The following is a 14898-nucleotide window of genomic DNA, read 5'->3' on the forward strand; positions in this document are numbered from 1 at the left end:
TTGCATAATTGATTGTTCCCAGACAAAAACTCCGCAACGAATTGAGTTTCAGCCAATTAGGGCTGTTTTAAACTCCCTACGGTCAAACAGCAAAACAGCCTTTTCATAATTGTCTTTACTAAATTCTGCTCCGTTTTAATTCTGGATAACAATTCAATTATGCAAAAGGTCTATTATGAAAGAACCTTATATAGAAAAAATAATTATTCGAAGGAGGAATATCTATGCCTGTTAATCAAAATCAAATAGAAGAAGGGGCGGCCTTTTTCTTTAAATTATTAAATGAACAGATTGTTCCGCTTTCAGATCCATTAGCTGAGAAATACCGCAGTGATAGTGAACTGCGTAGTGTAGTCAATAGTATTGCAGCTGAGGGAGGATTAAGGGTTTTTATGACACCACAGCATGTTCATCTACTAAGTAAGGCCCGGGGGTCGAATTTTGCTAATTCATATACCCAGATGAAGGAAAAGTATTCGGGTTTGAAGAGAAAGCGGTATTTCTATCTGGCCAATATTATAATCTCTATTTTTCTGGCAGAAATTGATAAAGAAAGCCATGTGCGTATACGTTGGGAAGAAGAGGGGATCAGTTATTACCGGCTGGCCGACTTGGTTACTGCTACCATAACAGCCTGGCAGGAACGGAAAGAGGATGATAGTAAATTTAGTCAGCAGTGGTCACTGGCTGTTGATCAGATTGCTGAATTATGGTTGACTGAATTCAGTGAGTTTAAGTTGAGCCAGGTTGACGACAGTGTTGATGTAACCAGGACGAAAAATAACCGCTTGAGTTTTATTAATACAGCCCTGAAGCCGCTGGCAGATCAGGGTTTGATTATCGATAATAGTGATGAGTTGAAGATTATTCCTAAACCTGTCTTATATGAAAGGATTGACCATCTATACCATGACCAGAGGCGCTATAAGGATTTTAAGAAATTAATTGAAGAAAGCAGAAAAAAGCAGGAGGAAAAAGAAAATGCCGAGATTGAGTAAGATAAGGATCTGTGGTAGTAAATATGAAGGTTTTAATAAACGACATGAAAACTCAATATTTGATCTTAGTCCCGGCAACAAAGGGGATCACAGCCTTTTCACACTAAAGAATGGTAATGGTAAGGGTGTTATACTGCAATTGATATTTCAGCTGATGCTGCCGGGGATTTCCTGGGGAAGTAATAATGGTAATAAACTGGAAGGCATGTTTTATGACCGTTATAATGTCTTTAAACCATATACCTTTCATGTAGGCCTGGAATGGGACCTAGATGGCCTGGATAATAAAAAGCTTCTGAGTGGTATCTGTGTTTCAGCCCGTTGGCAGAAAGATACAGAGGATAGTGATGGTAAAGTAGGGTTAAAGTATTTTCTTTATACGCATAAATATACTGGGGAGAGTAGATTTAGTCTAAAAAATCTCCCTTTATATAGTAAATCGGCAGGTGGAGTCCTGGATTATGATAAATTAGAGGCTTTTATTGATGAGAATAAACAGCAATTTATAAAATACTATAAAAGCTCAGTACAGAGTTTAAATTCTGACTATTATCAATATCTGGCCAGCCACGGTATCTATCGTTCAGAATGGGAAATCATGAAAATGATTAACCGTTCAGAGGGAGGTCTGGAGCAATATTTTTCCCGGTCTAAAGATAATCAGGCCCTTTTTGATAAACTGATTATACCTGCAGTTAGTGAGAGTATTAATTCCCGGAGTGGGGAAAATGATAAATCCCTGCTTAGTATGTTTGTTGATAATATAAAGATTGCCAGGAATCTACCTGAACTCATCTCCCGGACAGAAGATATCAATCAACTCTTACAGATGGTCATACCACTACTAACTGATGCTGAACACGGTATGAAATTAAAGAAGTCCAGACAGATGACCAGGGAACGGGGAAATAATTATCTCCATGCTTTAAAGACCAGACAGTCTTTTCTTAAAAATGAACTGGACCGCAGCAGGGATGAAAAGAATAAAACCAGTGATATAATTCTGGAATTAGAATATGAAGAGGCTAATCTAAAATATGCTGGCAAATTGCGGGAGTTAAATAGATTGAAAACAGAAAAATCGGAGTATGAGAAAGGGTTTCAAGGATTACAGGAAGGTCTTTTGGAGCTAAAAGAAAGGAAAAAATTACTACAGTTAAACCAGCATTACCTGGTTTATCAGGGGTATCAGAAGGACTTACAGCATACTAAAGAGAGAATAGACTATCTGAAAGAGGCGGCTGGTTTATCTAATCTCCGGGATGCAATAAGCAAAACTAAAGAGAATATTGTCAAAAGCTGGCCGGAACTTAAAGAAAGACTGGAAGAAAGCAGTCAGGATATTGCTGTTTATCAAAATCACCTAAAATCTGAAGAAAAAAGCCTGAAACAGGAAGAACAGAATCTGAAAATTAATATCAGGGAACGGGAGTTAAAGATTGCCCGTTATGAAGAAAAGAAAGCTAAACTGGCCGAAAAACAGGAAAAACTCTCAGCCAGATTTAATCCCCTTCAGTTGAGTACACCCTCTTATCTCCAGGAACAAATAGCTGCTGAACTGGAGAAGGAAAACAGCAAAATTAATCACTTAATAGAAGAGAAAGCGAAAAAAGGTGAAAATATTGAATCTCTAAAAAATAAAATAGCTGAGCTGAAGATTGAACTGGCTCATAGAGAAGATAGATATCAGGAGATAGAGTGCCTGTCAAAAGAAAGAAAGAGTGAAGAAGAGAATATACGTCTAAATCTGGTTAAGCTCCTGAATCTAGATAAATTTAAAGATGTCTATAATAAAGACTGGCTTGTGGAGAAAAGAATTAGTTTAAATAAATTGTTGGCTGAGAAAACAAGCCGACGGGGGGATCTAAATAACCGGAGATATGAGTTAGAGTTGGATCTGTCGTTAAATGATAAAGACTTCTGGATAGCCAATTATGATCAGAAACGTCTCTATAGAATGATTTCAGACCTGGATATTAAGGTCTATTATGGGAGTGATTTCCTATTAAATCTAGTAGATCAAGGTGAAGAATTAATTGAAAAATTTCCACTGCTTTCCTATGGACTAGTCTTGATGTATGAGGCAGATTGGGAACAGATTAAGAAAAATCTACCTGAAGAAGAGTTATTCCGTAATGCTGTGCCGATTTATATTAATCACCAGCTGGAAAAGAATGAAATAGAAGATTCCTTTAAATTAGTATCCGGCCGGGAGAAGAGATTTATATTTTCAGTTGAAAATTATCAGGAATGGTATAATAGTCTGAGCAGCCAGCAGGAAGAGATTACTGAAACCACTGCAGCTATTGATAAGAAGATTGAGCATATTAGAAGGATAGATTATTCGGCAGAAAGGCTGCTGCAGGAAAAGTCTTCACAGGAATTGGCAGTTGAATTATCAAAATCAAAAGATGAGATAGTTGAGCTGGAGTCGCAAATTGAAGAGAACCAGAAAAAACTGCTTCAGTTACAGGAAGAAAGGGATTTTTTTCAGGAAAAAATAATAGCTGCAGAAGCCAGGAAAGATAGACTGGAAAATGATTATAGAGGGATAAAGGATTTTGCCAAAGAGAGCGCTGAACTGGAAGAGGCCGGACAAGAGATAAACAGGATTAGAGAAAAACTTACTGTCCTGGAAGATAAATTATCCCAGAATAGTAATAAGCGAGATGAGAATAGGAATCTTTACTTAAAAATAGGCAGTGAAAAAGAGAACTGGCTGAAGGATTTAAGGAGGTTTCTCCTTGAACTGGATGAAATAGTGCCAGATGTCGGTTTTGAAGAAAAGGATCTGGCTATAGAACAGCAGAATTACCCTGTTTTATATGATTACCGTGATTCCAGGGTCAACTATTTCTATCAAAATCTCCTTGACCTGGAAAAAAAAGAAGATGATAAGAGTGCTGAAATAAAGTATCTACGAGAAAAACAGGATTCTCTAAAAAACATGCTGCTAAAAGAGGAAGACGAATTATATACCCTTGATCCTGAGTGGCAGGAATATACTTATGATTTTAAGAGTGAAGAGGAATTAAAGGTAAGTTTAGAGCCTGTATGTAAGCAGATAGCTAAACAGAAGGAAGAAATTAGCCTTTTTGATAGGAAAATAAATATCCTGACTGGTGAGATTAAAAATAGTAAAAAACAGACAGAAGAACTTTATCATGAAATTAATGAAAGCTTCAATAAGACAGCCCGTTCCTGGTTTGATGTAGATCTCAAGCAGAAAGAGCTGGAGATTAAAGATTCTTTAGAGGATTGTCAAAAGTACCTTGTTGAACTGGAAGATATGATTGAGGGATATAATGAAAAGATTAACAGCCTGAGTAATCTGATCAATAAATTAGAATTATACCAGCTTGATGCTGATAAAGGTGAAATTAATAAGAAACTGGAAGAACTGATTAAAGATAACCCCTTTGAACTAGTTGAACAATGGATTAATGATTACCAGGAGGTCAGTGGGAAACTAAAAGAATTAAAGCAGAAAACAGCGGATGATTTTTATTCCTTTAAACGAAATATAAATGAATTGATAAAAAATAATATATTAAAGATCAAAATTAGAGAGAGGATTATTGAGGACTTCCGCAGCGATAATTATGACTTTAATTATGAAATGTTGAGTAGTTTCAGGGAATATCTTTATAATGAGCTTAACCGGCTTGATGATAATAAAGCGGAGGCTGAAAGGGCCAGAAATCAGTGGGCTGAAAGGTCAGCTATGCATGTCATGCGGATTATAACCTCTTTGAAGGAAATGATTAATAACATGGTTTTTCATAATCAGCGGGGTTATGCCTTTCCTCTGGTCAGAATGCGCAGAAGTGATTTTCTACCTGAACTGGAAGAAGAGATTATACCAGAACTTAGGGAGTACTTTGTTGAGTTAATTGCTAGATTCAATACTGACGGGATAAATATAGATAGATTAAGTGAATCTCAGTTGATAGACTATACGGGGGATGCTGCCCTTTTCTCCCGGGCTGTCCGTGGGCGTTATCCTGTTCTTCAGGTCTATAAGATGACAGAGAAAAATGAATTTCAATATGCTAAACCTCAGGATTACTTTTATGCTGACTGGGAGTCTGTTATCCAGGGTAAAGGTGATACACCTGAAGCCAGTGGAGGGCAGTCGGTGCGCCAAGAAAAGAGCATATCATATAGTAGGTGGGAATCCTACTGAGGAAGGTTTAGCAAACCACTCATAGCGAGTTTTGGACATTTAATGGGTAACCATAGATGTTAAGCGTAAACAGTTAGGTAGTAGGCGGTAAGCATTTAGCTGAAGGGATTGAGCCTCGAAATCTTGGAGATTGGGAAAGGCCGATGCTGTCGACTGAGCAGAAGGCAACATTATAGTATTCGATAAGCGAGAATACAATAACACCCCGGGGTCGGAGACCTCCGCATGCTATACATAGATATGATATTGTTAACTTGGGAGGCCCTGTAATTTCTACGCAGAGAGATAGGATGTAACCAAGCGATAACAAAGTAAGGACATCTAATATTACAGGGAGTCGGATAATCGCATAGTACCGAGGAAGCAGAGTAATGCCTGTGGATGGGAAGGCGATTACACAAGATTAATCTTAAAAGGGAAACATATTCTATACACAGAGATAGGTGAAAATGTGGAAACGAAACTTGCAAGAATAGCTGAAGTAGCTAGAAATAGACCTAATGAAAGATTTACATCACTAATACATCTAATTAATTATGAATTGATAGTCAAATGTCATCATGAACTAGCTGGAAACAAAGCAGCTGGAGTAGATGAAGTAACAAAAGCGGAGTATGGAAAGAATCTTCCAGGGAATGTTAAGAGCTTAATAGCTAGAATGAAAAGATGGGCATATAGGCCATTACCTGCGAAAAGGGTATATATTCCAAAAGAAAATGGGAAGAAGAGACCGCTAGGGATTCCAGCATACGAAGACAAACTAGTTCAAAAGGCACTATCAAAGATTCTAAATGCGATATATGAAGAAGACTTTCTTGAATGTTCATTTGGTTTTCGTCCAGGAAGAAACTGTCATGATGCCTTGAGAATATTAGGAAGAATAGTTAACAGAGATGATATTAACTATGTAGTTGATACAGATATTAAAGGATTCTTTGATAATGTAGACCACGGGTGGATGATGAAATTCATTGACCATCGAATTAAAGATCCTAATATACAACGACTCATATCGAGACTTCTTCGGGCTGGAGTCATGGAGGCAGGAATAAAATATGACACTCCACAAGGAACACCGCAAGGTGGAGTCTGTTCTCCAATTATGGCGAATTTATATCTACATCATGTTGTTGACCTATGGTTTAATAAAACAATGCGTAAAGAGTTAAAGGGTAAAGCTTACATGGTGAGATACGCAGATGATATAATATTTTGCCTACAGTATAAAGAAGATGTAAAATACTTCTATAAAGCAATGAAAGAAAGAATATCCAAATTCGGTTTAGAGTTATCAGAAGAGAAAACTAAGATAGTAAATGTATCTGCTGATGATGACAATGACACATTTGATTTTCTTGGATTTACCCATTATATGGGTAAATGTAAGGATGGAATCAAACGACTAAAGAGAAAGACAAGTAATAAGCGATATCATCGTAGTATAATGAGATGTAAATCCTGGCTAAAATATAATAGAACTCTTCCAGTAAAAGAACTAATGAGGAAGTTAAACAGAAAACTAACAGGAACATACAACTATTATGCAGTATCAGATAACAGCAAAAGTATTGATAGCCTGTATGATGAGGTTCAAAAGCTAGTTTATAAATGGTTAAACAGACGCAGTCAAAAGAAAAGCTTTGACTGGGAGAAGTTCGAAATATTCTTGGAGAAATATCCTATTGTCAAGCCAAGAATAAAAGTAAATTTATATAGATTAGGTGCTGGTGCTAGTTATGTTAGGTGAATAATCGAGTGAAGAGCCGTATGCCTAAATAGGGCACGTACGGTTCTGTGAGGAGTTGGGGTTGTAAAGCCCCGCTTACTTGACCTATCTATTAATGCCTTTATGATGATGATGTTACTAAATTATAAAAAGCAGCGTCTTGATAAGACAAACCCCTGGACTGTCTTATTTCTGGACAATCCTTTTGGTAAGGCGTCAGCATCTCATGTCCTTGACCCTATCTTTGAAATCGCCAATAAGCTTAATTTCCAGATAATTGCCTTTGCTGCTCCGGAGATTATTAAGAGTGAGATTAGTGAAAGGTTCCCTGTTTTTTATCCCCTGGAGATTAAGACAGATGAGAAGGGTCGTGGTGTTGTAAGTGTAAGTGGGCAGGTGATCTATGGTGAACGGATCCGCAGAACTTAATAAATTATTTGAACAGTATTTGAATTGTAAACTAAAGGGAAGAAAACGTTTTGAGCTTGAAGAACTGGAAACATTTCTAATAAAAAAAACAGGTGGTATGAGTACCTATCAATCAGCAGGTGGTTATCAGGCCTTATACCAGCTATTAAAGGAAAAAGAGGAAAAGGGTAGGATTAAAGCAATTAAGAGTTCTACTTATAACAGCCGCCAGCCGGTTCTTAAAAGCCGCTGGCAGTTAGTTGTTAAAAATGCTGTACAAGTCTGGCAGGATCAATTGATTTTTCAATTATCACGGCAGCTGGACCTTAGATATTATTTGAAAAGACCTTGGTTGCAGACGAAAGAACTGGCTGAAAGACTACTAAGATTGGCTGAATTCCTTTGCAAAAAAAATGATAGGGAATGGGCTAGCCGTGAAGAGAGGTCACTGGAACTTTTTGCTGACGAAAAATTTTTGTCTACTGCTGAAGGGAGGAAATTTTTAAGTTCTCTGAGTCTTAATCTGGCTGCTCTTAAAGCAGAAAAGTATAGTCAGATGTTTGTCTATTGGAATAAGGGGACTATGATCAAAAAAATACTGATTCTGGAGAACCATTCAGCTTTTATTGCCTGCAAACGGGCCTTGACGGCAGACTATAATATTTTTTCATATGCCCCTGATACCTTGATCTATGGAGAAGGGAAACACATTATTGAAAGCTTTAAATTTCTGGATGAATTACTTGCCCACCTGGAAAAAGAGAACAGGCAGCAGGTAGAGGTAAAATATGCTGGTGATATTGATCCGGAGGGCTGGTTAATTTATTATCGGCTTAAAGAAAAATATCCAGAATATAAATTGGAACTCTTCGCTGTATACTATCGGGAGATGATTAAACAGGGTTCTCTGAATGCTTATCCAATTAATAGTCAGCAGAATAAAAATAATATTATCTTAGAAAAGATTCTTGGAGAACTTAAAAAGGCTGAAGATGTCAAAGCTAGTATGGTAGATAGGATTGAACAACTTTGGAATGAGGACTTGAGACTGCCAGAAGAGCTAATAACATATGAGGTATTAACAAATAAGAGAGTATAGTTGAAGATAGAGCTATCAATTCACTAAATGTGGTTGATAGCTCACTTTATTTTTATTATACTTTTGATTTTTGACTAATCTTGATCCCGGTCTCTATCTTGATCCAGGTTTTTCTCCTGGTCCCAGTCTCTATCCTGATTCCAGTCTCTATCCCGATCACAGTCTCTATCCCGATCCCAGTCTCTATCCCGATCCCAGTCTCTATCCCGATCCCAGTCTCTATCCCGATCCCAGTCTCTATCCCGGTCCCAGTCTCTATCCCGGTCCCAGTCTCTATCCCGATCCCAGTCTCTATCCCGGTCCCAGTCTCTATCCCGGTCCCAGTCTCTATCCCGATCCCAGTCTCTATCCCGGTCCCAGTCTCTATCCCGGTCCCAGTCTCTATCTCGGTCCCAGTCTCTATCCCGGTCCCAGTCTCTATCTCCGCCCTGGCTAATTGCTCTTCCTGTATCATTTTCATAATAATGACGGTGATTATCATTCCAGGTGGTTTGGCCTTCCATAAGATGAATATGGCCTCCTGCAGTTCTGATTGCAGGCCCAGTCCTTCCTTCATAATAATGGCGGTGACCATCATTTGTGGTAGTCCAACCACTATACCTATGATAATGGCTTTCACCATATTCAATTGCACTACTTGTTGTTCCACTATAATTATGCAAATGGTTGTCATTTACTGAAGTTGCACCACTATAATTGTGAACGTGTTGATTATTATAATTACGATAATTTCCCACATAATCACTCCTTATAATACAATTATTTACAATATAATATGTAGATAAGGATTATAATGTTAAAATTCATTCAACTTAGCAACTGGTGTAGAAGCTGGTTTTGTTAAAGAATATCATGGTTTTACAGCCAAGCAGGAATGAAGGTGTTGAACAGGAATGAGCAAATTTTAAATATAAAATTAAAAATATGTAAGTTTAATATTAATATAATTAATAAAATACAAAATAATATTAAAAAAATTAATATCACCATTGACATTTATAAAAATTTATAGTAATATTTAAATAAAGTTAAAACATTTTAAAGGGGTAATTATATATTATGGCTGGAAAACTGAAAGTTAAATTAAAAATAAATAGATATTATATACCTATTCCAGCAATTCCATTAGGCCTAATAGGGAGTTTGCTTAGATTTATCAATAAGCATTTTGCACATCATCTTTCAAAAGGAGGGAGTCAAAGGGTTAATCCCCAAGAAATAGACCGCTTGATTGCTGTTCTTAAAAATGAGGAACCATTTGAATTAGTACATTTAGAAACAGAAGATCAGGATGAACATGTTTTTATAAGGATATATACCAAATAGGGGGTGGGTTGATGGATTATAAAGTTATTGGTAGTTGTCCAGTCTGTAACCATGAGCTTAAGGTTACAGAAATCAGTTGTAATAAATGTAGAACAATTATTAGAGGTGAGTTTGAACTATCTAAATTCTGTAAGTTAGATAAAGAACAGCAGTATTTTATTGAAGTATTTATTAAAAATAGGGGCAACATTAAAGAGATGGAAAAAGAACTTGGTATATCTTATCCAACTGTAAGAAACAAACTGGAAGAGGTAAGGAAATCACTGGGGTTTGTAGGACAGGAAAAACCAGCAGTAAACAAAAAAGAAATTTTAGATAAATTAAGTAAAGGCGAAATATCAAAAGATAAGGCTTTGAAACTTTTAACGGAATAAAACAAGGGGGGTTTAATAATGAGTGTTAATGAAGAAAAAATGCAAATCTTAAAAATGATTGAAGAAGGAAAGATTAATTCAAAAGAGGGTTTGGAATTACTTGAGGCCGTTGATAGTAAGGATGAACAGCAGATTATTACTTCTGGGGGTTCTAAGGCAAAGTGGTTGAGGGTAAGGGTTAAGACTGAAGAGGATAAGACTAAAGTTAATGTTAACATACCAATATCCGTGGTAGATATTGGTTTTAAAATAGCCAAAGCCTATTCACCTGAACTAAATGCTGATGAGTTAAAAGATATTGATTTTGAAGAAATTATAAAGGCAATAAAAAATGGTGCTGAAGGGAAAATTGTTGATATTAAGGATGAAGAAAGCAATACAACAGTTGAAGTTTTTGTAGAGTAGAGGCTCAAAAATGAAACTTATGGAGTAATGTTAACCATTATTTTATCTGCTAATTCAATCTGATTTTCACTAATATAGGTATTGTAAGCCAGGATCTTGACTCCTTGTTTTTCTGCATATTCTAAAGCAGAAGCAAAGTCTGGATCCATTTTTTTATTTGGAATAAAATTGTTTATTCCATTCATCTGAATAAGAAAAAAGATAACTCCCTGGCTTTAACCATCTCTTTAACATGTTTAGTTTCTCTGTTTGTTGGTGCCTCAGGGAATAGGGCTACTTTGCTTGTAGAATAGATCACCTGGCTCCCCCCCCAGTCTTCTTATATATGAATTATATTTTGATAGAACAGAGGGAGTCAATGATTATTTGGTACACAAATTTGTTTTTACATAATAGAAAAATAGTTAATAAATTTGAAAATAAATATATATGGAGATTGTTATCATAAAATAAATTAATGCCAGAAGATGGCATGTATAAAATTTTATATTGCTATTATACTAATAGTATGATATAGTTATATTCGTTGGGCATGGAAAAATATTGTAAGACTTGCCCTGAAAAAATTTAGGAGGAATTCAATTAATGGTTTACACAGGAAAAGTAAAATGGTTTAATGATCAAAAAGGTTTTGGCTTTATTGAAAGAGAAGCTGGAGACGATGTTTTTGTGCATTTCTCTGCTATTCAGACAGATGGTTTTAAGAGTTTAGAAGAAGGTCAAGATGTAGAATTTGAAGTTGTTGATGGTGAACGTGGCCCACAGGCTGCAAATGTTGTTGCATTATAAAATAATTTATTATTTTAATATATAGCACAACTAGTCCCTGGCTATTTTTATAGTCAGGGTTTTTTTATATCTACTGGCTCCTATTTTTGTAAATTTTTTAGTCATTATGTTGTTAGCAAATTCAGCCAAGTTAGTCGGACAGTTATTTCTTCAATTCTGATTATGAAAAATATTAAAGGGGAGTAATCAGTAATTAGCTGCATTTTTTCTGAAAAGTAATATAATTTATAATAAATCAGCAGGATATAAAAGAAAGTATAGAGAAATAGACAACAAGTAAATTTTATAAAATTTTATGATTTACCAACATTTACTATATTACAAATAAATAAAAACCCAGTAAATAGTATCAGTTATTCTTGCCTAAGTTTATTAGGAGAGGGGAAGCACAGTTTATGAATAATGAAAAACTGTTAAACAGGAATTTTCTTATGGTGGTAATTGGTCAGATGGTCTCGATCTTTGGAAATGCCGTACTGCGTTTTGCCTTACCACTATATATTTTAGATCAGACTGGTTCAAGTATGATTTTTGGAACAATTCTGGCTATAGCAACAATCCCTACTCTTCTATTCTCACCACTGGGTGGTATAATGGCTGATAGGTTTAACCGCAGAAACCTGATGGTTATTCTGGATCTGCTAACAGCAGCTGTAATAGGGGGATTTAGCTTCTTTTTGTCCACTGGACCGATTATTTTAGTAATTGCTGCTTTAATGGTTATTTTTTCTATTATACAGTCCTTTTATCAACCGGCAGTACAGGCGAGCATTCCACTAATATCTTCGAAAGATAATCTGGAGAAGGCCAATGGGTTTATAAGTCTGGTTAATGCCCTTTCTAATCTGTTAGCCCCTTTGTTTGCTGGGATTTTGTATGGGGCATTGGGTATCTGGCCGATTATGATAAGTGCTGTAATTTGTTTTTTCCTGGCTGCGGTTATGGAAATGTTTATTATAATGAGATTTGAAAGGAAACACCATGATGAGAGTATAATATCCATAATCAGGTCTGACTTAAAGGTCAGCATCAATTATATGGTCAAGGATAATTCTGTAATAATAAAGGCTATGTTTGTTATTTCAGGTATAAATTTGTTTTTAACACCGGTAATCCTTGTTGGACTTCCCGCAATAATTAAGGTTAAACTTGGATTGAGCAGCCAGTTATATGGCCTTACCCAGGGTGTAATGGCTGCAGGTATGATTATAGGTGGTATAATCATTAGTGTAGTAGGCAAAAAGATAGAGATAGAAGAAGTATATAAGATGTTGTTTTATGCTTCAATGGGCTTATTACCAATTGCCCTGTCATTAAGTATCAAGATGTCAGTTATGGTGGTATATTGGACTATTTCTATTTGTTGTTTTGTAATATCGATTTTTATTACCATGTGTAATATAACCATGATCTCATTTATACAGCGGGAGACACCTGACCACTTAATTGGCAAGGTAATATCATATATATTTATGATGGCTCGATCTACTTTGCCAGTAGGCCAGGCAATGTATGGGTTTCTATTTGAAGTCGTGATAGATTATTTAAACATACTTTTATTTGTAACAGCACTATGTAGTGGGTGGATTGCGGTCTATTCAAAAAGGGTTTTTAGTGCATTGCCAGCAAAAGCTAAGTATGATTCTGTGTCACATTAGCTTAATATATAAATAATATTTAAGAGGGTTAGTGCCCTGATTTAGGGCACTAACCCTCTTGGGTTTAATTAGAGCATATTGGCTGGTTGGTAACTATTAACCATTGTTTGGGTAGTATTTTCCTGCATGGTAGGAACCTGGTAAAAACCCATCTGGTTCATATACTGGAAGATTTCATATGCCATGTCTATCTTACTAATTACACAATTTTTCATCATATTTCTGAGGTTTGGGTCTGTACATTCTAAAGCAGCCAGGGTTGCAAATACAGCAGATGACTTGGCGCAACCTAGCATACCAGAGGCAATATCACGGTCATTTAATTGGTTAATGTTATAATTTGGGCTTTCAGGAGAGGGATTTCTCAGGCCCAGTTTAGGAGAAAAATTATTTTGTGCTTGATAAGTGCTGCCTGGCTTAATACCCCTATTATGTAAATGATTGACTAGACTATTATATTCCTGAATCATAAAGTTAATCTGTTTGTCCAGGATTTGACCTAATTGCTGATCTTTGACATGGGGACGGTATAATTCAAATTGATTAATACCATTGATTGCATCAGATAAAATTTCGTGGCATTCCATACATTCATGTGCCCCATAACTGGCTGCATTTCCCTGTTGATTAGTTTGATTAAAATTGTTATCCAGATTTAATTGCATATCACCTTACCACCTTCTTTTTGGATTTACAGTTATTATTACCTGGGAAATCATGAAATATGTCTATTTTATTTAGATTATTATCTGGTTTTTTGTGTCAATATATTTTTTAGTTGTACAGGGAGTTTTTTATTACAAAAAATTCTAATTCGGTAGAGGAAATTTACAATATTTGTAGAAACTATACTATTAGAAATGAAAAATATTGGTAGCAGTGATGATATCATTTAATATTTTAGTAATTTTAGTTGACAGATGATTAGCAAATAATCAAACCAGATAAATAATGTCCAGGGCCTGCTGGTATTATTAACCTAATAATTTTATAGTTTTAGGATGGTGAATTATGTCTAAGGGAATTACTAATTTTTTGTTCTATATGATGGTAGGTATTTTTATCCTGCTGGGTTTTTATCTTTATAAGCTAATTAACAGGGATTATTTTTTAATTATTATGATTATTTTATTTTCGTTAGCAGGGATATCATATTATTACAAATTACTTACTGAAGAACTCCGGAAAAATGTAATTATTGGCTATGGTTTAATAATTCTAGGTTTAATAATCTGGGGTCTAGGGGAACTTTTTGCTAAAAGTATAAGTATTTTTATAATAACCTTGATACTAATTTCAATCGGTATTATGAGTACTTACCATTCAATTTTTAAATACATTAAAGACCAGCTTAAAACAGTATCCCGGCTTGAATATTTTAGTTATCATGATCAGTTAACAGGTCTATATAACCGCAGGTATTTCAAACGGATAATAGAAGAAATAGAAGATACTAATAGTTTACCTGTTAGTATTATTATGGTTGATATAGATAATCTCAAGGGTATTAATGACCAGTATGGACATGCCAGAGGTGATGAGATTATTAAAAATGCAGCCAGGGTACTGGATTCGGTAAGCAGGAAAAGTGATACAGTAGTAAGAATGGGAGGAGATGAGTTTGTAATTATACTTAAAGAAACAGATAAAATAGATGCCAAATATTTTTGTGACCGCATACAGAGAAAGTGCGCAGAAGTAAATGAAGAATATGATTATAATATACCACTCAATATTTCAGTTGGTTCAGCAACCAAAAGTGATCAAGGACAGGATATTGAAGAACTCCTGGATAATGCTGATATGAGTATGTATAAGGCTAAGATGCAGTAAATAAATGAGTACTTATAATATATTAAAGGAATATAATGGCTGAATAACGAAACTATTAATAGACTACTAATTCTAATGGGCATAATAATATAATTA

The 14898-nt window shown here is 35.4% G+C and carries 13 protein-coding genes and 1 pseudogene; 11 read left to right on the top strand and 3 right to left on the bottom strand.

Features of this window, described 5'->3' with window-relative positions; translation table 11 throughout:
- Positions 1 to 224 precede the first annotated feature (224 nt).
- The 5 genes from GM661_RS05945 to GM661_RS05965 all read left to right on the top strand — a co-directional run bounded on the left by GM661_RS05945 (position 225) and on the right by GM661_RS05965 (position 8417).
- Positions 225 to 998, top strand: coding sequence for a DUF6063 family protein (locus GM661_RS05945; RefSeq protein ID WP_230869189.1), 774 nt, complete (start codon positions 225 to 227; stop codon positions 996 to 998).
- Positions 982 to 5184, top strand: a complete 4203-nt coding sequence (locus GM661_RS05950; RefSeq protein WP_230869190.1) for a coiled-coil domain-containing protein — start codon at positions 982 to 984, stop codon at positions 5182 to 5184. The genes GM661_RS05945 and GM661_RS05950 overlap by 17 nt, the downstream gene beginning before the upstream one ends.
- 451 nt (positions 5185 to 5635) lie before the next feature.
- Positions 5636 to 6931: a group II intron reverse transcriptase/maturase gene (gene ltrA, locus GM661_RS05955; protein ID WP_125989631.1), complete on the top strand. Its 1296-nt coding sequence runs from the start codon at positions 5636 to 5638 to the stop codon at positions 6929 to 6931.
- A gap of 108 nt (positions 6932 to 7039) precedes the next feature.
- Positions 7040 to 7339, top strand: coding sequence for a hypothetical protein (locus GM661_RS05960; protein ID WP_230869191.1), 300 nt, complete (start codon positions 7040 to 7042; stop codon positions 7337 to 7339).
- Positions 7314 to 8417 (top strand): hypothetical protein, encoded by a 1104-nt coding sequence (locus GM661_RS05965; protein WP_230869192.1) that lies wholly within the window; start codon positions 7314 to 7316, stop codon positions 8415 to 8417. Before GM661_RS05960 ends, GM661_RS05965 begins: the two co-directional genes overlap by 26 nt.
- A 74-nt stretch (positions 8418 to 8491) precedes the next feature.
- On the opposite strand, the gene GM661_RS05970 is transcribed toward GM661_RS05965, so the two are convergent.
- Positions 8492 to 9154 (bottom strand): YmaF family protein, encoded by a 663-nt coding sequence (locus GM661_RS05970; protein WP_230869193.1) that lies wholly within the window; start codon positions 9152 to 9154, stop codon positions 8492 to 8494.
- 322 nt (positions 9155 to 9476) lie between these two features.
- Here GM661_RS05970 and GM661_RS05975 point away from each other — a divergent pair, with 322 nt between their 5' ends.
- Genes GM661_RS05975 through GM661_RS05985 form a run of 3 tightly spaced genes read left to right on the top strand, consistent with a single transcriptional unit; the run spans position 9477 to position 10522 of the window.
- Complete coding sequence (locus tag GM661_RS05975; RefSeq protein ID WP_125989103.1) at positions 9477 to 9743, top strand: hypothetical protein; 267 nt, start codon at positions 9477 to 9479, stop codon at positions 9741 to 9743.
- 11 nt (positions 9744 to 9754) lie between these two features.
- Positions 9755 to 10117 (top strand): DUF2089 domain-containing protein, encoded by a 363-nt coding sequence (locus tag GM661_RS05980; protein WP_125989105.1) that lies wholly within the window; start codon positions 9755 to 9757, stop codon positions 10115 to 10117.
- An 18-nt stretch (positions 10118 to 10135) separates the two neighbouring features.
- Positions 10136 to 10522 (top strand): endonuclease Q family protein, encoded by a 387-nt coding sequence (locus tag GM661_RS05985; protein ID WP_230869194.1) that lies wholly within the window; start codon positions 10136 to 10138, stop codon positions 10520 to 10522.
- A 17-nt stretch (positions 10523 to 10539) separates the two neighbouring features.
- On the opposite strand, the pseudogene GM661_RS19105 reads toward GM661_RS05985, so the two are convergent.
- Positions 10540 to 10820, bottom strand: a pseudogene (locus tag GM661_RS19105) (DNA/RNA nuclease SfsA).
- A gap of 287 nt (positions 10821 to 11107) precedes the next feature.
- Between GM661_RS19105 and GM661_RS05995 the strand changes: the two are divergent.
- A complete protein-coding gene (locus tag GM661_RS05995) occupies positions 11108 to 11311 on the top strand; it encodes a cold shock domain-containing protein (protein WP_125989113.1) in 204 nt (67 codons plus the stop codon).
- Between the two features lie 395 nt (positions 11312 to 11706).
- Positions 11707 to 12969, top strand: a complete 1263-nt coding sequence (locus tag GM661_RS06000) for an MFS transporter (RefSeq protein WP_230869196.1) — start codon at positions 11707 to 11709, stop codon at positions 12967 to 12969.
- Positions 12970 to 13037: 68 nt separating this feature from the next.
- Here GM661_RS06000 and GM661_RS06005 read toward each other — a convergent pair whose 3' ends face one another.
- A complete protein-coding gene (locus GM661_RS06005) occupies positions 13038 to 13634 on the bottom strand; it encodes a spore coat protein (RefSeq protein ID WP_230869197.1) in 597 nt (198 codons plus the stop codon).
- A 346-nt stretch (positions 13635 to 13980) separates the two neighbouring features.
- Between GM661_RS06005 and GM661_RS06010 the strand changes: the two genes are divergently transcribed.
- Positions 13981 to 14802 (top strand): GGDEF domain-containing protein, encoded by an 822-nt coding sequence (locus tag GM661_RS06010; protein ID WP_125989119.1) that lies wholly within the window; start codon positions 13981 to 13983, stop codon positions 14800 to 14802.
- Positions 14803 to 14898: the final 96 nt, after the last annotated feature.

It is taken from the genome of Iocasia fonsfrigidae, from assembly GCF_017751145.1.
GTDB classification, from domain to species: domain Bacteria; phylum Bacillota; class Halanaerobiia; order Halanaerobiales; family DTU029; genus Iocasia; species Iocasia fonsfrigidae.

Coding starts and splice junctions, on each gene's coding strand:
- GM661_RS05945 (WP_230869189.1), top strand. CDS start 225: ATGCCTGTTAATCAAAATCAAATAGAAGAAGGGGCGGCCTTTTTCTTT.
- GM661_RS05950 (WP_230869190.1), top strand. CDS start 982: ATGCCGAGATTGAGTAAGATAAGGATCTGTGGTAGTAAATATGAAGGT.
- GM661_RS05960 (WP_230869191.1), top strand. CDS start 7,040: ATGATGTTACTAAATTATAAAAAGCAGCGTCTTGATAAGACAAACCCC.
- GM661_RS05965 (WP_230869192.1), top strand. CDS start 7,314: ATGGTGAACGGATCCGCAGAACTTAATAAATTATTTGAACAGTATTTG.
- GM661_RS05975 (WP_125989103.1), top strand. CDS start 9,477: ATGGCTGGAAAACTGAAAGTTAAATTAAAAATAAATAGATATTATATA.
- GM661_RS05980 (WP_125989105.1), top strand. CDS start 9,755: ATGGATTATAAAGTTATTGGTAGTTGTCCAGTCTGTAACCATGAGCTT.
- GM661_RS05985 (WP_230869194.1), top strand. CDS start 10,136: ATGAGTGTTAATGAAGAAAAAATGCAAATCTTAAAAATGATTGAAGAA.
- GM661_RS05995 (WP_125989113.1), top strand. CDS start 11,108: ATGGTTTACACAGGAAAAGTAAAATGGTTTAATGATCAAAAAGGTTTT.
- GM661_RS06000 (WP_230869196.1), top strand. CDS start 11,707: ATGAATAATGAAAAACTGTTAAACAGGAATTTTCTTATGGTGGTAATT.
- GM661_RS06005 (WP_230869197.1), bottom strand. CDS start 13,634: ATGCAATTAAATCTGGATAACAATTTTAATCAAACTAATCAACAGGGA.
- GM661_RS06010 (WP_125989119.1), top strand. CDS start 13,981: ATGTCTAAGGGAATTACTAATTTTTTGTTCTATATGATGGTAGGTATT.